The organism is Ectothiorhodospira magna (assembly GCF_900110965.1).
GTDB classification, from domain to species: Bacteria; Pseudomonadota; Gammaproteobacteria; order Ectothiorhodospirales; family Ectothiorhodospiraceae; genus Ectothiorhodospira; species Ectothiorhodospira magna.
Genome location: NZ_FOFO01000016.1, coordinates 36,386 through 54,245, shown reverse-complemented (window position 1 = coordinate 54,245; position 17,860 = coordinate 36,386). Strand labels below are relative to the sequence as shown.

Annotated in this window: 18 protein-coding genes; 8 read left to right on the top strand and 10 right to left on the bottom strand. The window is 62.8% G+C overall.

Annotated elements, in window-relative coordinates; translation table 11 throughout:
- Positions 1 to 24: 24 nt before the first annotated feature.
- Both gatA and gatC read right to left on the bottom strand, forming a co-directional pair.
- A complete protein-coding gene (gene gatA, locus BMX62_RS07880; RefSeq protein ID WP_090206971.1) occupies positions 25 to 1,479 on the bottom strand; it encodes an Asp-tRNA(Asn)/Glu-tRNA(Gln) amidotransferase subunit GatA in 1,455 nt (484 codons plus the stop codon).
- A gap of 65 nt (positions 1,480 to 1,544) precedes the next feature.
- The gene (gene gatC / locus BMX62_RS07875; RefSeq protein ID WP_090206967.1) at positions 1,545 to 1,832 is read right to left on the bottom strand and encodes an Asp-tRNA(Asn)/Glu-tRNA(Gln) amidotransferase subunit GatC; all 288 of its coding nucleotides are present in this window, start codon (positions 1,830 to 1,832) and stop codon (positions 1,545 to 1,547) included.
- 126 nt (positions 1,833 to 1,958) lie between these two features.
- Between gatC and BMX62_RS07870 the strand changes: the two genes are divergently transcribed.
- The 5 genes from BMX62_RS07870 to BMX62_RS07850 all read left to right on the top strand — a co-directional run bounded on the left by BMX62_RS07870 (position 1,959) and on the right by BMX62_RS07850 (position 6,255).
- Positions 1,959 to 3,005: a rod shape-determining protein gene (locus BMX62_RS07870; protein ID WP_090206962.1), complete on the top strand. Its 1,047-nt coding sequence runs from the start codon at positions 1,959 to 1,961 to the stop codon at positions 3,003 to 3,005.
- 39 nt (positions 3,006 to 3,044) lie between these two features.
- A complete protein-coding gene (mreC, locus tag BMX62_RS07865) occupies positions 3,045 to 3,983 on the top strand; it encodes a rod shape-determining protein MreC (protein ID WP_143339698.1) in 939 nt (312 codons plus the stop codon).
- The gene (gene mreD / locus BMX62_RS07860; RefSeq protein ID WP_090206956.1) at positions 3,976 to 4,467 is read left to right on the top strand and encodes a rod shape-determining protein MreD; all 492 of its coding nucleotides are present in this window, start codon (positions 3,976 to 3,978) and stop codon (positions 4,465 to 4,467) included. Before mreC ends, mreD begins: the two co-directional genes overlap by 8 nt.
- A gap of 59 nt (positions 4,468 to 4,526) precedes the next feature.
- Positions 4,527 to 5,669, top strand: a complete 1,143-nt coding sequence (gene rnd / locus BMX62_RS07855) for a ribonuclease D (RefSeq protein ID WP_090206953.1) — start codon at positions 4,527 to 4,529, stop codon at positions 5,667 to 5,669.
- Positions 5,670 to 5,766: 97 nt separating this feature from the next.
- Entirely contained in the window at positions 5,767 to 6,255 is a 489-nt protein-coding gene (locus tag BMX62_RS07850; RefSeq protein ID WP_090206949.1) for an FKBP-type peptidyl-prolyl cis-trans isomerase, read from the top strand.
- 239 nt (positions 6,256 to 6,494) lie between these two features.
- On the opposite strand, the gene cspE is transcribed toward BMX62_RS07850, so the two are convergent.
- Both cspE and BMX62_RS07840 read right to left on the bottom strand, forming a co-directional pair.
- The gene (gene cspE / locus BMX62_RS07845) at positions 6,495 to 6,701 is read right to left on the bottom strand and encodes a transcription antiterminator/RNA stability regulator CspE (RefSeq protein WP_008932428.1); all 207 of its coding nucleotides are present in this window, start codon (positions 6,699 to 6,701) and stop codon (positions 6,495 to 6,497) included.
- Between the two features lie 354 nt (positions 6,702 to 7,055).
- Positions 7,056 to 7,520: a hypothetical protein gene (locus tag BMX62_RS07840; RefSeq protein WP_090206945.1), complete on the bottom strand. Its 465-nt coding sequence runs from the start codon at positions 7,518 to 7,520 to the stop codon at positions 7,056 to 7,058.
- A 402-nt stretch (positions 7,521 to 7,922) separates the two neighbouring features.
- On the opposite strand from BMX62_RS07840, the gene BMX62_RS07835 reads away from it, so the two are divergent.
- Complete coding sequence (locus tag BMX62_RS07835) at positions 7,923 to 8,474, top strand: SprT family zinc-dependent metalloprotease (protein WP_090206942.1); 552 nt, start codon at positions 7,923 to 7,925, stop codon at positions 8,472 to 8,474.
- A gap of 64 nt (positions 8,475 to 8,538) precedes the next feature.
- Here BMX62_RS07835 and BMX62_RS07830 read toward each other — a convergent pair whose 3' ends face one another.
- Complete coding sequence (locus tag BMX62_RS07830) at positions 8,539 to 10,449, bottom strand: ATP-binding cassette domain-containing protein (protein WP_090206939.1); 1,911 nt, start codon at positions 10,447 to 10,449, stop codon at positions 8,539 to 8,541.
- A 134-nt stretch (positions 10,450 to 10,583) separates the two neighbouring features.
- Between BMX62_RS07830 and BMX62_RS07825 the strand changes: the two genes are divergently transcribed.
- A complete protein-coding gene (locus BMX62_RS07825) occupies positions 10,584 to 11,438 on the top strand; it encodes an ATPase (RefSeq protein WP_090206936.1) in 855 nt (284 codons plus the stop codon).
- Between the two features lie 50 nt (positions 11,439 to 11,488).
- Positions 11,489 to 12,562: a homoserine O-succinyltransferase MetA gene (gene metA, locus BMX62_RS07820; protein WP_090206933.1), complete on the top strand. Its 1,074-nt coding sequence runs from the start codon at positions 11,489 to 11,491 to the stop codon at positions 12,560 to 12,562.
- 83 nt (positions 12,563 to 12,645) lie between these two features.
- Here the strand turns inward: metA and BMX62_RS07815 are convergent, their stop codons facing one another.
- The 5 genes from BMX62_RS07815 to BMX62_RS07795 all read right to left on the bottom strand — a co-directional run bounded on the left by BMX62_RS07815 (position 12,646) and on the right by BMX62_RS07795 (position 17,851).
- Entirely contained in the window at positions 12,646 to 14,700 is a 2,055-nt protein-coding gene (locus tag BMX62_RS07815; RefSeq protein ID WP_090206929.1) for a tRNA(Met) cytidine acetyltransferase TmcA, read from the bottom strand.
- A 1-nt stretch (position 14,701) separates the two neighbouring features.
- Positions 14,702 to 15,289: a CBS domain-containing protein gene (locus BMX62_RS07810; protein WP_090206926.1), complete on the bottom strand. Its 588-nt coding sequence runs from the start codon at positions 15,287 to 15,289 to the stop codon at positions 14,702 to 14,704.
- Between the two features lie 82 nt (positions 15,290 to 15,371).
- Positions 15,372 to 16,172, bottom strand: a complete 801-nt coding sequence (trpC, locus tag BMX62_RS07805) for an indole-3-glycerol phosphate synthase TrpC (protein ID WP_090206922.1) — start codon at positions 16,170 to 16,172, stop codon at positions 15,372 to 15,374.
- Positions 16,173 to 16,178: 6 nt separating this feature from the next.
- Positions 16,179 to 17,201 carry an anthranilate phosphoribosyltransferase gene (trpD, locus tag BMX62_RS07800; RefSeq protein WP_090206917.1) on the bottom strand — a complete coding sequence of 341 codons (1,023 nt, stop codon included), beginning with the start codon at positions 17,199 to 17,201 and terminating at the stop codon, positions 16,179 to 16,181.
- Positions 17,198 to 17,851 carry an anthranilate synthase component II gene (locus tag BMX62_RS07795; RefSeq protein ID WP_090206913.1) on the bottom strand — a complete coding sequence of 218 codons (654 nt, stop codon included), beginning with the start codon at positions 17,849 to 17,851 and terminating at the stop codon, positions 17,198 to 17,200. Before BMX62_RS07795 ends, trpD begins: the two co-directional genes overlap by 4 nt.
- Positions 17,852 to 17,860: the final 9 nt, after the last annotated feature.

The window sequence follows — 17,860 nt, the reverse complement described above, 5'->3', positions numbered from 1 at the left end:
TATTCAGACCCCAGGTCTCAACAGTTATTCAAAGCCCGCGGGGGCCATCTGATGCCACTCGGTGCCCCGCTGGTACTGGTGGGCCACGCCCAGCAGGCGAGCTTCGTCGAAATAGTTGCCGATCAACTGCATGCCCACGGGCAGTCCCTCGGAAAAACCGGCGGGCAGGGACATGGCCGGCAGTCCGGCCAGATTGACCGCGATGGTGTAGATGTCCGACAGGTACATGGTCACCGGGTCGGCGGTCTTCTCCCCCAGGCGGAAGGCCGTGGTCGGGGTGGTGGGCGCCAGGATCACATCCACCTGCCCGAAGGCCTGGCGAAAATCGTCGGCGATCAGGCGACGGATCTTCTGGGCCTTGAGGTAATAGGCATCGAAATACCCGGCCGAGAGGGCATAGGTACCCACCATGATGCGGCGCTGCACCTCGGGTCCGAAGCCTTCCCCCCGGGAGCGCATGTAGAGGTCCATCAGGTCCTTGGGGTCCTCGCAGCGGTAACCGTAGCGAACGCCGTCAAAACGGGCCAGGTTGGAAGAACACTCCGCCGGCGCCACCACATAGTAAACCGGCACCGACAGACCGGAATGGGGCAACGCCACTTCGACGAAGTCGGCCCCCAGCTTCTTGTAGAAATCAATGGCCTCATCGATCACCCGGGCCACGCCCGGGTCCATGCCCTCGCCGAAGAACTCCCGCGGCAGGCCGATCTTCAGGCCCTTGAGGGTGGTATTGAGGCGGGCATTGAAGTCTTCCGCCGGGCGCTCCAGGCTGGTGGAATCCCGCTCGTCGAAACCGGCCATGACGTTGAGCATCAGGCCGCAGTCCTCGGCGGTACGGGCCATGGGGCCGCCCTGGTCCAGACTGGAGGCAAAGGCGATCATGCCCCAGCGGGAGACCCGTCCGTAGGTGGGCTTGAGGCCGGTAATGCCGGTCAGGGCCGCCGGCTGGCGGATGGAGCCGCCGGTATCGGTCCCCGTCGCCCCCGGGGCGAGGCGGGCCGCCACCGCGGCGGCGGAACCCCCGGAGGAGCCACCGGGCACCCGCTGGGTGTCCCAGGGATTGTTCACCGGACCGTAGTCACTGGTCTCGTTGGAAGACCCCATGGCGAACTCGTCCATGTTGGTCTTGCCCAGCACCGGGCAGCCGACGGCCTTGAAGCGCTCCACCACCCCCGCATCGTAGGGGGAGATGAAGTTGTCCAGCATGCGGGAGGCGCAGGAGGTGCGCACGCCCTCGGTGCAGAAGATGTCCTTGTGAACAATGGGCACGCCGGTCAGCGGTCCGGCCTCGCCCCTGGCCCGGGCGGCGTCGGCGGCACGGGCTGTCTCCAGGGCCTGCTCCCCGGTGACGGTGATCAGGCTGTTGAGCCGATGATCCAGGGATTCGATGCGCCGCAGAAAGTGCTCGGTGAGTTCAACACTGGATACTTTGCCGTCCCCGAGGGCGGCGGCAAGTTCAGCGAGGGTCTTGTGGTGCATGGGAAATTCCGTGTTTGAAGGCCGTTGGGCGGTTCAGGCTCACTGCACAGCGGGCGGCCATCGGATCATTCGATGACCCTGGGGACCAGGTAGAGGCCGTCCTCCACTGCCGGAGCAATATCCTGAAAATGCGCCCGCTGGTCCGTCTCGGTGGGGACATCGGCACGCAGGCGCTGGGACAGTTCCAGGGGATGGGCCATGGGCTCTACGCCCTCGGTATCCACACCGTCCATCTGTTCCACAAAATCCAGAATGTCCGACAGGGTACGGGCGTAGGTGTCCAGCGCCTGCGCTTCCACGCCCAGGCGGGCCAGGTGAGCGATCTTCTGGACCTGTTCTTGTGACAGGGACATGACGGACTCCGGAATGTTTCCGTTGTTTAGGGCCAAACTGCGTAAAGTAGCACAGTCTGCGCCTTGCCCAAAGCCTCCTCTGGTTGATAGAGTAGCGCCTTTCGCAGGCGACGCCCAAAAACCATCATGCTCAGCCGCATACTCGGTCTCCTTTCCAACGACATCTCCATTGATCTTGGTACCGCCAACACGCTGATTTACATGCGTGGCAAGGGTATTGTGCTCAACGAACCTTCTGTGGTGGCCATCCGTCAGGATCGGGGTCCTGGTGGTCCTCGCTCCATTGAGGCGGTGGGGATCGCGGCCAAAAAAATGATTGGTCGAACGCCGGAGAACATTCAGGCCATCCGCCCCATGAAGGATGGGGTGATCGCCGATTTCACCACCACCGAAAAGATGCTGCAGCATTTTATTCGGCGGGTACACAGCAATCGCCTGTTTCGTCCCAGTCCCCGGGTGCTGGTGTGCGTACCCTGTGGCGCCACCCAGGTGGAACGACGGGCCATCCGTGAATCCGCCGCCGGCGCCGGCGCCCGCAAGGTGTATCTGATGGAGGAACCCATGGCCGCCGCCATTGGTTCCGGTATTCCGGTAGACGAGGCCCGTGGTTCCATGGTGCTGGATATCGGCGGTGGTACTTCCGAAGTGGCGGTCATGTCCCTCAACGGCATCGTGTATTCCGCTTCCGTGCGCATCGGCGGAGACACCTTCGATGATGCCATCATTTCCTATGTGCGCCGCAACTACGGCATCCTCATCGGTGAGGCCACCGCCGAACGCATCAAGCACGAAATCGGCTCCGCCTATCCGGGCAAGGAACTGCTGGAGATCGAGATCAAGGGCCGTAATTTGGCCGAAGGGGTGCCCCGGGCATTTACCCTTAACAGCAACGAAATCCTCGAATCCCTGCAGGAGCCTCTGCACGGCATCGTCAGTGCCGTGCGCACGGCACTGGAACAGACCCCGCCGGAACTGGGTTCCGACGTGGCGGAACGGGGCATCGTGCTCACCGGTGGCGGCGCCCTGCTGAGGGATCTGGACCGGCTGCTGATGGAAGAAACCGGTATCCCGGTGCTGGTGGCTGACGATCCACTGACTTGCGTCGCCCGGGGTGGCGGCAAGGTACTGGAGATGCTGGATAGTCAAGGTACGGATTTTCTATCCGTGGAATAACACCCGCCTCATCCGCCGACCCGCATTGTCTCTCGGCATATCCCACCTTCTGTCCGGCCAGGGTCGGCATTCGTTTCTGCAGGAGGGTCTGCCATCAAACAGCCGCTCTTCAATCTGGGGCCTTCTCCCGCTTTCCGGCTGGCGTTGTGTGTGGTGTTGTCCCTGGTGCTCATGACCCTGGACCATCGCCATCACCATCTGCAACAGGTCAAATCCACCCTGGCGCTGCTGGTGTATCCGATTCAGTATCTGGCGGATTTACCCGTGCGGGGGGGATATTGGGTGGTGGAGCAGTTTTCCAGCCATCAATCCCTGATCGCAGAAAACCGCCAACTGCGGGAAGAGCAACTGAAATTACGCGGTCTGCTGTTGCGCTTTGAAGCCCTGGAAACAGAAAATGAACGACTGCGGGCCTTGCTGGATACCTCTTCCCGCTTACGGGAACAGGTGGTGATTGCTGAATTGCTGGCGGTGGATCTGGACCCTTTTCGCCAGCAGATTCTGGTGAACAAGGGACGGATTCACGGTGTCTATCCGGGGCAACCGGTGATCAACGCTGTCGGCGTGGTAGGACAGGTACTGGAAGTGAATACCCTGCACAGTGTGGCCTTGTTGATCTCCGACCCCAGCCATGCGCTGCCGGTACAGGTCAATCGTACCGGTCTGCGGACCCTGGCGGTGGGGACTGGCAATCCGGAGCGTCTGTCATTACGGTTTATTCCGCCCAGTGAAGACATTGAACCTGGCGATATCATCAGCACCTCCGGGCTGGGTGGACGCTTTCCTGCCGACTATCCGGTGGCCAGGGTCATTCGGGTCGATCGCCCCTCAGGGGAACCCTTTGCGGTGGTGGATGCCCAACCCATGGCCCATCTGGACCGTTCCAGAGAGGTGCTGCTGCTGTGGCCTGCCGATGGTGGATCAGACCCGCAACAGGAACAGGGTGATACCCACGGCACGGAGCATGGCGATGGATAAACTGCGGGGCCTGCTGCTGGTCATTCCCGTGACCTTGCTGGTGGCTTTTGTACTGACCATCATCCCTTTGCCGGATCAATGGGTGTACTGGCGTCCGGAATGGGTGGCGATGGCAGTGATTTACTGGAGCATGGCCTTGCCCCGGCGGGTGGGTGTGGGCAGTGCCTGGGGATTGGGCCTGTTGCTGGATGTGACCAAGGGTGCCCTGTTGGGTCAGCATGCCCTGGCCATGGCCATGATCGCCTGGATCAGCATTCGGGTCCATCAGCGGGTGCGGGTCTATCCCCTATGGCAACAGGCCATTACGGTGGGCGTCATGGTGGCCCTGTTCAAGCTGATGGTATTGTGGGTCTATGGCATCACCGGACATGGGCCAGGCACCTGGCTGTACTGGGCGCCGGTACTTTCGAGCCTGTTGCTGTGGCCGTTGATTTTCATTCTGCTGCGTGGCGTACGACGGCGCTGGTGTCTGAGCCTGGCTTGACCCAAACGTTCGCCGTGCAGCCAAGATTCCCTTGACTACCAGGAAACCTTGATCAAGCCATGGACCAAGCACGCTTTATCGACACTCCCGAAGCCCTCGAAGCCCTGTGTCAGGCACTGGAACCTTGTACCTGGCTGGCGCTGGATACGGAATTTATCCGGGAAAAAACCTACTACCCCAAGCTCTGCCTGATTCAGGTGGCCACTTTGGATCAGGTGGTCTGTATCGATCCCCTGGCGCTGGATGACCTGACCCCCCTGACTCACCTGTTGCGCCGCCCGGATCTGGTCAAAGTATTTCACGCGGCGGCTCAGGATCTGGAAGTCCTCTACTATCGGGAGGGGTTTATACCCACCCAGGTATTTGATACCCAGGTGGCTGCCGCCCTGTTGGGCTATGGCGATCAAATCGGATACGCCAAGATGGTCCAGGCTGTGCTGGGGGTGTCCCTGGAAAAAGGCCAGTCTCGTACCGACTGGTCCCGACGCCCCCTGGATCCCGAGCAGCTGAATTATGCAGCGGACGATGTGCGCTATCTGGCCCGCGCCTATCCCCTGATCCACGATGCCCTGGAACGCAATGATCGCCTGTCCTGGCTGTGGGAAGATTCCCGGAACCTTTTTAATCCGGTCACACAGTCGACCTGTGAAATGTTGTGGCGCCGCATCCGGGGCATCCATACCCTGCGGGGCAGCCAGTTGGCCATTGTCAAGGAACTGGTCTGCTGGCGGGAGGAGGAGGCCATGCGAACGAACCAGCCCCGTCGCTGGCTGTTGCAGGATGAGGTGATTTTGGACCTGGCCCGCCGCAAGCCGTCCAACATGGCCAGACTGAGCCGAACCCGGGGCCTGCAGGATACGATCCTGCGCCGATACAGCCAGACTTTGCTGGAGCTGGTGCAAAAGGGGGCGCAATGTCCCCGGGATGCCTGGCCCAGCTTACCGCCTCTGATTCAGCTCTCACCGGCCCAGGAAGTTCTGGTGGATGTGGCCATGGGTTTGCTGCGCTATCAGGCGCAGCAACATGGCATCAGTCCGGCGGCCATTGGTAACCGCAGGGATGTGGAAAGTCTGGTTGCCGGCCAGGCCGACTGCATCCTGCTCCAGGGGTGGCGCGCCCGTCTGGCGGGCAATACCCTGCAACAGTGGTTGCAGGGACAACAGGCCATACGGGTCGAGTCTGGACAATTGCACCTAGATTGATTGCTGCTTTAATCCGCCTGGCTGTTCCTGCAGGTGATCTGGGCATGCCAGCCGCGTTAGACTGGGACTCCATTCAAAGCATCAAAGGATCGGCCTTATGCAGATCGGCAGCAACAAGGTAGTCAGCATCGAATACACGCTCACCGACGAGGATGGCCGGGTGATCGACCAGTCTTCCGGGCAGGCACCCTTTGCCTATCTCCACGGTGCCAGAAATATCATTCCTGGGCTGGAGCAGGCTTTGGAAGGCAAGCAGGCCGGTGATGAACTGACGGTCAAGGTGGCGCCCGAACAGGCCTATGGCCCACGGGATGACGGCCTTGTTCATACCCTCAACCGCAGTCAGTTTCAGGGCGTGGATGAACTGGAAGTGGGCATGCAGTTCCATGCCGGTGGCGACAACGGCGGTATGCAGGTGGTCACCATCACTGCCATTGATGGTGACAATGTGGTGATTGATGCCAACCATCCCCTGGCGGGCGTGACCTTGAACTTTCAGGTCAAAATCCATGACGTGCGAGATGCCACCCCGGAGGAGATGGACCACGGCCATGCCCACGGCATCGGTGCCGCCAACGATCACTAGCAGATATTAAGCGGTATTGATCTGGAGGGTGCAGGGAAGCGCCCTCTCTGTACTGGGCACCACAAGCCCCCGGTTTTGGGGTCGTGGGCGGCAATATGCCAAATCGCTAGAACATCCCTGTCCGGCAGATCAGAGAGAAGGTCGGCAGTACAACTGAAAACGCCCGACGACGCGGGCTGAAAAAAAGAAGGAGCTGGAACCCCGTTGCAGGGACTCCAGCTCCAGCAGGGACAGAACGTTTAGGCGTCGATGGTCACATTGACGGCCTGCAGGCCCTTGGGACCCTGCTGAACCTGGTAGTTGACCTTCTGGCCTTCAGCCAGGGTCTTGAAGCCATCGGAGTTGATGGCGGAGTAATGCACGAACACGTCGGCACCACCGTCTGCAGGGGCGATAAAGCCAAAACCCTTCGTTTCATTGAACCACTTAACAGTACCGGTAGACATTGACTAAACCTCAATCTGATCTTTCAAGTTAACTACAGCGCCATGCAGCGGTTCCCGTGCCGACGTTAAACGGACAACCTGTACCACCACACAGAGCCAGTCTATCCGCTTAATGGCTCATATGCTATAGCATCCCGCCCTTCTGATGCCCTCAAATTTTGGCAGACCCTGTGGGGAAAGGGGTATTTTTCCCTATGCATCAATTTGTTGCCGTAATACAGGCCGCCAGAAAAGAGGGCGCTTTGAAGATAAAAAATTTGCCCTCGGCAGGGATTGGACGGGGATTGGTGCTCCGAAAGGCCCTTAACCCACCTTTCGGAGCCGATGCCGGGGGGATCCCATCCTGGAAGCGGGTCAGAGGGGACCGTAGACACCCCGGCTGATATTGCGCAGGCGATTGTTGCGCTTGAGATAGGCCAGGGTCTGGCTGATGTGACGGGTCTCTACGCCCTGGGACTGGAGTTCCTGGCGAAGTGCCTTGGTGGTCATTTCCCCCCGCTCATGGATCAGATCCAGTACCATTTTGCTCAGGCCAACGCCGGATGCGCTTTGGCCTGCGTCACCCTCGTCTCCGTTCCTGCCTTCGCCGGCAGGGCTTTTGCGCCCTGGGGGAACCCGGCCACCCAGGGCCTTGATGTCCCGGTCGATGGCTGCCAGTTCGGCGGTCTGTCGGGCAATCAGGTCTTTGCGCTGGGCTTTTAGTGTTTCCAGTTTTTCCCGGCAGGCCTGTTCGGCCTGTTCATTTTCCTGGGCTTCACGTTGGCGTGCCAGTGCATAGATTTCCGCCGAGGTCATGCCATTGAGAATATCGTTCGTCATTATTTTGCGCGAAAACCCCCATCCTGCAGGGTGGGGAAGGATATCGCGTCCTCCTGTACAGTGTTGTGGGTTGTATGATGAGTGTGAATATGAAGAGGGTAACGGGTGACCCGATGCAAAGACGGGACTCCTGTCCACCGGACCGCATTGAAAGACCTGGCCGAAAAACATCAGGACATTGACCCAGACAGGGGTCAATGTGTTGCATGATGATGGCCTGTTGGGATTGCGGCTTTCTGGATCAGGCTTACCCCAAAATCAAGAGGGGGTTGTTTCTGTACTTTTTTTAACCCGGTTTGAGTATAGTTTGGTCTGGGGGGTCATGGCAATCCATTGAAAATGATACATCCCCCAAAAAAAGTAAATTGCAACCCTCTCACTGACTTTGATGACTGTATCGGCATGCCCCTCACACCGGAACAACAACAGGCCATTCAGAATAAAGCCCGGGAACTGTATGCCCGGGCAGCACGTCTTTATCGGCTGGAAAATACCCCACCCCAGGTTCGCATTGATCTGCGGGGGCGGGCGGCAGGGCAATGGCGAGTCGTGGTGGGCCAGGAATCCTTGCGTTTCAATCCCCATATTTTTGCCCTGGACTGGCGCAATCATTTTCCTGACACCATCGCCCACGAAGTGGCCCACAGCGTGATCTACCGACGTTTTGGTCTGGGAGCCGGGCGACGGCGTCCCCATGGCCCGGAATGGCAGGAAGTGATGATTCAACTGGGATTTGAGCCTCGGGTGACCCATAACACCGATCTGAGCCTGATTCCTGTCCGCCAGACCCGAACCTATTCCTATCGCTGTCACTGCCGGGTGTATGCCCTGGGAGCAAGACGACATCGCAATGCCCAGCAGGGAGAGCGGGTCTATTACTGTCGCCATTGTGGTGACAAACTGCAGTTTGATCCTGATGCAGACGGAACAAGGCCACAGAAAAAATCAGCCTGATGGGAGTGCCCAGTCATAAGGATTGATTCGGTGCGGAACATATTGTCCAGTTAAACTGCGCTGTTCAGGTCGGGGAACAGGTCCGACTTTCCAGGTCTTCCCAGCGGGCATAGGCGGTATTGAGTTCCGCTTCCTTGTCCGCCAGGGCCGACTGCATGGCGGCAATCTCGTCACCGCCGCGCTGATAGAAGGCGGGATCGCCCAGGGTGGCCTGAATCCCCGCCAGTGCCTCTTCCAGGGTCTCGATCCGCTGGGGCAACGCCTCCAGTTCCCGCTGCTCCTTGTAACTGAGTTTCACCGCCCTTGGTGCCGCCGGTTTCGATGCCGGTGCCGGGGCTGCCACTGGCCGGGCCGGCTCGGCGGGCGCCACCCTGGGCGCCGGGCGCTGGCGCAGCCAGTCACTGTAACCGCCCACATACTCCCGGAAACGCCCCTCCCCTTCCCAGGCGATGACGCTGGTGGCCACGTTATCCAGAAAATCCCGGTCATGGCTCACCACCAGCACCGTGCCGTCAAATTCCACCAGGCGGGACTCCAGCATCTCCAGGGTATCCGCATCCAGATCATTGGTGGGTTCGTCGAGCACCAGCACGTTGGCGGGCCGGGTGAACAGCTTGGCCAGCAGCAGGCGGTTGCGTTCGCCTCCGGAAAGGGCCTTCACCGGCTGACGGGCACGGGCCGGCTCGAACAGGAAATCCTGCAACCAGGACAGCACATGGCGACTCTCGCCGCCCACGGTGACCCGGTCACGACCCTCGCCCACATTGTCCACCACGCTGGCCTCCTCATCCAGGGCGGCCCGGTGCTGATCGAAATAGGCCACTTCCAGGTGTGTTCCCTGGCGCACCGTGCCCGCACCGGGCTGCAACTGCCCCAGCAAGAGCCGCAGCAACGTGGTCTTGCCGACGCCGTTGGGGCCGATGATGCCCACCTTGTCACCCCGCAGGATCAGGCTGGAGAAGTCACGGATCACCGGCTTCCCGGCGTAGCTGAAACACAGGTTCTCGGCTTCCACCACGATGCGTCCGGACGGGGCCGCCGACTGGGTCTGCAGACGGGCGGTGCCCAGACGCTCCCGACGTTCGGCCCGTTCCGCCCGCAGGGCCTTGAGGGCACGCACCCGGCCTTCGTTGCGGGTTCGCCGGGCCTTGATCCCCTGGCGGATCCAGACCTCCTCCTGGGCCAGTTTCTTGTCGAACAGGGCGTTCTGGCGTTCCTCCGCCTCCAGGGCCTCGGCCTTGCGCTGCAGGTAGGTGTCATAGTCGCCGGGCCAGCTGGTGAGCCGGCCCCGATCCAGCTCGATGATGCGGGTCGCCAGACGGCGCAGAAAAGCCCGGTCATGGGTGATGAACAGCAGGCTGCCCTCGAACCCCAGCAGGAACCCTTCCAGCCACTGGATCGCATCCACGTCGAGATGGTTGGTGGGTTCGTCCAGCAGCAGAAGATCCGGCGCCGTCACCAAGGCGCGGGCCAGCAGCACGCGGCGCTTGAGCCCGCCGGAAAGACTGTCGAAGGGCGCCTCCCCCCGCAGTTCCAGGCGTGACAGCACCGTCTCCACCCGCTGCTCCAGGGTCCAGCCGCCCACCGCCTCCAGCTCATGCTGGCAACGCTCCAGGGCCTGCAACGCCTGGGAGTCGTCGGGCCGCTCGCCCAGGTCATGCACCAGCCGGTGATAGCGACGCACCAGTTCGCCCACATGGCCCAGCCCGTCGGCCACCACATCGAAGACACTGCCGCCAAGCCCCTCCGGCACCGCCTGCTCCAGCATGGCTACCCTGAGACCGTCCCGGCCCACGATCTCGCCGTCGTCGGCCTGCATGTCACCGGTGATCAGGCGCATGAAGGTGGATTTGCCCACCCCGTTGCGCCCCACCAGACACAGGCGCTCCCCCGGCTCGATGGACAGATCCACGCCGTCCAGCAGGTGATGCTGACCGAAACCGAGCTTGATATTGCGAAAGACGAGCAGAGGCATGGGGCATATCCGATAAAGTAAAATCCCATTGTAACCCAGGGCAGATAGGGGGATCGGGACGGCGAGGATCGCTACTTTGCGGGCGTATCCCGTAAAATGCGGCCTGATCCATTCATCAATGACGGAATCCCCCCTTGAGACTCACGGCCTCCGAATACCGGCACTGGAAGAACAAGTCCATCACCCTGCTGGGCATGTCCGGCGTGGGCAAGACCCGCCTCGCCCACCAGCTCCGCCGCGCCCACTGGTTTCACTACTCCGGGGACTACCGTATCGGCAGCCGCTATCTGGATGAGCCGATCCTGGACAACATCAAGCGCCAGGTGATGCATATTCCCTTTCTCAAGGAACTGCTGCGCTCCGACTCCATCAGCATCGTCAACAACCTGTCGGTGGACAACCTGCAACCGGTCTCCAGCTTTCTTGGCAAGCTGGGCAATCCCGAGCAGGGCGGCCTTTGCCTGAAGGAATTCAAGCGCCGTCAACGTCTGCATCACGATGCCGAAGTGGCCGCCATGCGCGATGTGCCCGAGTTCATCCTCAAGGCCCAGGACATCTATGGTTTCAATCACGTCATCAACGACGCCGGCGGCAGCGTCTGTGAACTGGATGACCCCGGGGTCATGGAATTGCTGGCGGAACACACCCTGATCATCTACATCAAGACCACCGAGGCCAACGAGCAGGAACTGATCCGTCGCGCCGAGGAAAGCCCCAAGCCCCTGTATTACCGGGAAGACTTCCTGGATCGGGAGCTGGCTCGTTATCTGGAAGAAAAGCAGCTGGAATACGTGGCCCAGATGGATCCGGACGATTTTGTGCGCTGGACCTTCCCGCGTCTGTTCCGGGATCGCCTGCCCCGCTACGAGGCCCTGGCCAGGCAGTATGGCTATACCATCAGTTCCGATGCCATCGCCCAAGTCCGCACCGAAGCGGATTTCAACCGTCTGATCGAACAGGCCCTGGACAGCCAGCGCCCGGAGCGCTGACGCCACGGCCCTCGCTCCTTCCCGTCAAACCCGCAGTCAGGACACCCGCCATGCCGCTCGTTGCCCATTCGGAACTGCCCACCTTCTCGCGCCTGAAGCAGGAAGGTCAGACGGTGCTGCCTTCGGACTATGCCCTCAAGCAGGACATCCGCGCCATGCACATCGGGCTGCTGAACATGATGCCCGATGCCGCCCTGGCGGCCACGGAGCGCCAGTTCTGCCGTCTGGTGGGGGAAAGCAACCAGATTGCCCAGTTCTACATCCATCCCTTCACCCTGGACGCCCTGGAACGGGGTCCCCAGGGTCGGGCGCACGTGGCCCGGTACTATGAGCCCCTGGAAAAGATCCAGGAACAGGGGCTGGACGCCCTCATCATCACCGGCGCCAACGTCACCCAGCCGGACCTGTCCCTGGAGCCCTTCTGGGAGCCGCTGGCCCAGGTCATCGACTGGGCCTACGGCAATGTCACCTCCACCCTGTGCTCCTGCCTGGCCACCCATGCGGTGATGCAGTTCCGCTACGGCCAGACCCGCAGCCCGCTGCCCTCAAAATGCTGGGGGGTCTATCCCCACCGGGTGGTGGACCGCACCCACCCCCTGGTGGCCGGGGTCAATACCCGCTTCGACGTGCCCCATTCCCGCTTCAATCACATCTCACGGCAGCAGTTCGAGAGCGCCGGACTCAAGGTGCTGGTGGAAAGCGAGGAGGCCGGGGTGCATCTGGCGGTGAGCGAGGACGAGTTCCGCATCGTCTTCTTCCAGGGGCATCCGGAGTACGACATCATCAGCCTGCTCAAGGAATACAAGCGGGAGGTGGCCCGCTATGCCCGGGGCGAGCGCAAGGACTACCCCCCCTTCGTGGACAATTATTTCTGCCCCCGCAGCCAGGCGATCCTGGAAGAATACCGGGACCGCCTGGACCGGGCCCTGAAACGGGGCACCACACCCCCCGACTTCCCGGAACAGCTCATCTGCGAGCATCTGGACAACACCTGGCACGACACCGCCGAGGCCGTCATCAACAACTGGATGGGCAACGTCTACCAGTACACCCACATCGACCGCAAGAAACCGTTTCGCGACGAGGTGGACCCGGATGATCCGCTGGGGCGGGTGAAGCCCTGAGCCGTAGCCGCTCCCGGCTACGCCGCGCTCACCCGGCCCTGCTCGCGTCCTGAAGCAAGGCCCGGGGTTTTTTTGGATTCTGATCAGTCAGGCAGACCGGCGACGGCACGGCGCAGCACCGTAATCACCGGCTTGCGCCCGGATACCCCCAAATGCCGCGCCACCGTGTCCCAGGGGCGCTGCTGGATCACCCGCATCACCAGGGCATCCCTGTGGTCCTCCGCCAGGGATTTGGTGGACGCCGCCAGGCCGCGCATCACACCGGCATGCAGGGCGGGCAGACAAGCCTCATAGACCCGCCGCCCTTGGGCAAAGGCGGCAATCACCCGGCGATCCTCACCGGACAGGGGCGAAAGCTCCAGGCCCTGGAACAGGCTGGCCGCCAGATCCGGCGCCATCCCCCGCAGGGGATCGGACAACAGCATCGGCAGGGTGCGGCCAAACCCGGCCCGCACCGGGTCCAGCACCCCCTGTCCCTCCGTGGTCAGGGCCTGCAGCACGGTCACCGCCCAGCCCCCGCTGCTCACTTCCGGCTTCACCCCCACCCGCACCGGACAAAAACCCTGCCCGGTCCAGAAACGCAGCAACGGGTCCGTTCCGCCGAAACCGGCCCCGATCAGGTCGATGCCGGCCTCCCGTGCCTCCTCGACCAGGGCCTGCAACAGGGCAGTGCCCAACCCCCGTCCCTGGGCAGCGGGATGGACGGCGATACGCACCACGCGGCGATAGCGCAGCATCCCCCCCGAGGGCGGCATGTGGCCGTAAAGCATCAGGCTCACGGGCAGAAAATGCCCCTGGGGACGACGCTCTCCCGCCCAGACGGACCGGCACAGCCCCACCCCCAGTTCACCTTCATCCGCCAGCAGGGCCACGGCGGCCACCCGCCCCCGGTGCATCAGGCCGACCACCTTCAGGGCCGGGTCATCCAGCATCCGCTGCAGATCCGACGGACGGGTGCGGTAATGGGCCAGGGTCAGCAGACCGAAAATATCTCCAAGCAGGGCCTCGTCCCCGGCCAGTTGCTCGCGGGAAAAGGCTTTGTGCTCACAGGTCACGGGCCGGGCGTCGGTCATGGACGCATCCTCCGCCGCCTCCGCGTCCAGCAGCAGACCGCGGGCCATGAGGGTTTCCAGGGGATCATTGACGGCCCAGCGCACCGGGGTGTTCAGGTACAGGTGATGGGCATCGGGCGCTCTCTGCGCCAGAGTGCGGCGAAAGCGCACGGCAAATCCCTGTCCACTGCCCTCATAGCCGTGGATGGTCCCGGTAAAGACCATGGGGCAGCGGGCCGCCAGGCCAGCACTGAGCCACTGATCCAGCCACTGCACCGGAATCCCCGCAGCCTCGTCCACCAGCATGAGATGAGGCATCGGATCAGGGATGCGGTCGGGAGGACGATACATCAGGGTGGATGCCCCCAGGCGCAACAGCCCCGGTGCCTGTGCTGCATCAGCAGGAAGCAGCCCTTTGGCCTGTTCAAACAATGGCCCCAGGGCCGAGAGGCGGGGCGCCGTGACACCAATATCAATGCCCTGGCCAGCCGATCGGGAGCCGGCCATCAATCCAGCCGCAGCAATCCCCAGAGCCGCCGTCTTGCCACGCCCCCGATCCGCCGTGATCACCAGCACCGGTGTGCTCCGTTTTTCGGCAAGGTCCATGATGGCCTGCACGGCGTGATGCTGATCTTCGGTCAGACAGGGACCCCCAGCCGGATCTGTCGGTGGCCGCTTTTGAGGCATGGGCCATGAGGATACCGCTGTATCCGGCCCTGGGCACAACCCGTTGGCACAGCGCAGGTGCCGTCGGAAACGCTTCAGAAACAGGGAAGCCGGGGATGACGGACTTCCCGGCAGGATCAGCAGCAGGACGCCCCCACCCCGCAGTGCCCCGGAGGCGGCGCCCAGGGCATCGGCGGATAGCCCGGCGGCGGCATCGAAGACCAGGGCATCCAGATCCCGGCCCAGCAGGCTGTCGGCCCGGGACAGGGGCACATGCTCGACCGCCACCGGAGGCCGCCCCCCGACCCAGGCCACCCGACTGCCGGCAGGCAGGGCGGCGCACCACTGGGCAACTCTTGCATCCCCTGAAGCCTCACAGGCTTCCAGGCAAATCAGGTGGCGCAAGGCATGTAGCGACACCCTACCGATTCAGCAGCTTCTCGATCCGGGCAAAGCTCTGTACCGGCCCCTCGGCGGAGATCTCCACCCCCAGCTGACGCCCGATCTGGGTCAGGGAGAACACGCCACGTACCAGTTCCCGGCCATTTTCGAATTCCACCACCAGGCCATGCTGACGCCCGGCCTCCCGCAGGGTGGCGACGATGTCCCCAACCCGGGCCAGCACCACGTCGTAGTGATCAATGGCGCTGATGTCGTTGCGGTGGGTCATCACATGCCTGACCGTCAGTTCACTGTGGGCGATGCGCTGCTCCGATACCGCTTTCACCGGACGTTCCCCCAGGATGTCACGGGCGGTGACCACGCCCTGGATCTGGTCGTCGTCGGAGACCACGATCAGCAGACGCACCCCGGAGTGGATCATCTTCTGCAGCGCGGCATCCATGGCGGTTTCAGCCGAGACGGTGACAGCCTCCACCCGACGAAAGTCCGTCATCACGTCCACCGCCGGGTCTTCCAGGGTGACCCGCTGGGGTAGCCCCTGACGGAAGCGATGCACCACCGCATCGTCGGTGAGGGCATGGGAGGGAACAAGCGTGTATCGAGCCATCAAAACCTCCTGATCATGGGGCGGGAAAACCCGACCTTGTTGTTATGTCGCCTGTCACAGCGAGTCTAGCACGGCCCCGGGATCAGGCATCGAACAGGGCACTCAGCTGAAGACCCGGGTCCGGCGCCCTCATCAGGGCCTCGCCCACCAGGAAGGCATGCACCCCGGCCTGGCGCATCCGGGCCACGTCCTGGGTCGTGTGGATGCCGCTCTCCGTCACCACCAGTCGATTCTTCGGCATCATTGCCAGCAGATCCAGCGTGGTGTCCAGACGGGTTTCAAAGGTCCGCAGGCTGCGATTGTTGATACCGATGATGCAGGCATCCAGGGCCAGGGCACGCTCCAGTTCGGGGGCATCGTGGACCTCCACCAGGACGTTCATGCCCAGGTCATGGGAGAGCTTGAGCAATTCGGACAATTGGGTATCGTCCAGGGCGGACACGATCAGGAGTACGCAGTCGGCCCCCATCGCCCGGGCCTCGTAGACCTGGTAGGGGTCGATGATGAAGTCCTTGCGCAGCACCGGCAGGGCGCAGGCGGCGCGGGCATCTTCCAGATAGGACTCATGCCCCTGGAAGAAATCATGATCCGTCAGCACCGACAGACAGGCGGCACCGTGCCGCGCATAGGTGCGGGCGATGGCCACCGGGTCGAAGTCCTCCCGCAGCAGGCCCTTGCTGGGGCTGGCCTTCTTGATCTCGGCGATCACCGCGGGGCGCCCGGCATTCACCCGATCCTCCAGGGCCCGCAGGAAGGGACGCACCGCCGGCGCGGCGTCCACGCAACGGGCCAGATCCTCCAGGGAGGTCCGGGCGCTGCGCTCTGCCACCTCCTCGCGCTTGCGGGCCAGGATCTTCTTGAGGATATCGGGGGTATCGGTCATGGGGGTTCACGCCTTCAGGGATTGGGAGACACGGGCCAGTTCGTCCATGCGGGCCGCGGCGGCTCCGCTGTCGATCACCTCGCCGGCGCGGCGGATGCCCGCCGCCATGGAGTCCGCCAGGCCCGCCACGTGGATGGCGGCCCCGGCATTGAGCATGACGATGTCACGGGCCGGACCCGGCTCGCCGGCAAAGACCCGGCGGATCAGGGCCAGACTCTCCTCGGCACCCCCCACCCGGATGGCATCCAGGGGGGTGCGCGGCATGCCGAACTGCTCGGGGGCGATGATACGGCGGGTCACCTCGCCGTCGCGCAGTTCCGCCACCCGGGTCGGTGCGCCGATACTGATCTCGTCCAGGCCGTCCTCCGCGTGCACCACCATCACATGCCGGCTGCCCAGCAGCTTGAGTACCTGGGCCAGGGGCTCCAGCCAGTGGGTGCTGAACACCCCCAGCACCTGATTGGGGGCACCGGCGGGATTGGTCAGCGGTCCCAGCACATTGAACAGGGTGCGCACTCCCATCTCCCGGCGGGGACCCACCGCATGCTTCATGGCACCATGGTGCCTGGGAGCAAACAGGAAACCCACGCCCACCTGGTTGATGCACTGGGCCACCTGCTCCGGCCCCAGATCCAGATTGACCCCGGCCGCTTCCAGCACGTCGGCACTGCCGGACTTGCTGGACACGGAGCGGTTGCCGTGCTTGGCCACCCGCCCGCCGGCGGCCGCCACCACGAAGGCGGAGGCGGTGGAGATGTTGAAGCTGCCGGAGGCATCCCCCCCGGTGCCGCAGGTATCCACCAGATGCCCGGCCTCCACCTCCACCCGGGTGGCCAGTTCCCGCATCACCGAGGCGGCGGCGGCCACTTCATCCACCGTCTCCCCCTTCATGCGCAGACCCACCAGGAAGCCGCCGATCTGGGCCGGGGTGGCCTCGCCGGTCATGATCTGGCGCATCACGTGGACCATCTCGGGTCCGCTGAGATCACGCTGTTCGGTGACTGCGCGAATGGCTTCCTGCATGTTCATGATATGGCCCGCCCCCTGTCGTCGTGTGTGATCGGATTGTTGCGGCCGCCCGGAGAGGGGTCAACCCTCGGCGGGGCCTCCAGGAAATTCCTCAGCAGGTCGTGGCCATGTTGGGTGAGGATGGATTCCGGGTGGAACTGGACGCCCTCCACGTCCAGGGTGCGATGACGCACCCCCATGATCTCGTCCAGGGTCCCGTCCGGGGTCTCGGTCCAGGCGGTGACCTCCAGACAGTCCGGCAGGGAGGACTTCTCGATCACCAGGGAGTGGTAGCGGGTGGCCTCGAAGGGATCGGTCAGACCCCGGAACACCCCCATGTCCTTGTGGTGAATCAGGGAAGTCTTGCCGTGCATGATCTCGCGGGCATGGACGATGCGGCCACCGAAAGCCTGGCCGATGGACTGATGCCCCAGACAGACCCCAAGGATCGGGACCCTGCCGGCAAAATGGCCGATGGCGGCCAGGGAAATGCCCGCCTGATCCGGGGCGCAGGGACCGGGGGAGATGAAGATCCGCTCCGGCGCCATGGCCTCGATCTCGTCCAGGGTGATGGCGTCGTTGCGCCGCACCTCCACATCGGCCCCCAGCTCACCCAGATACTGGACCAGGTTGTAGGTGAAGGAGTCGTAGTTGTCGATCATCAGGATCATATGTGCCGT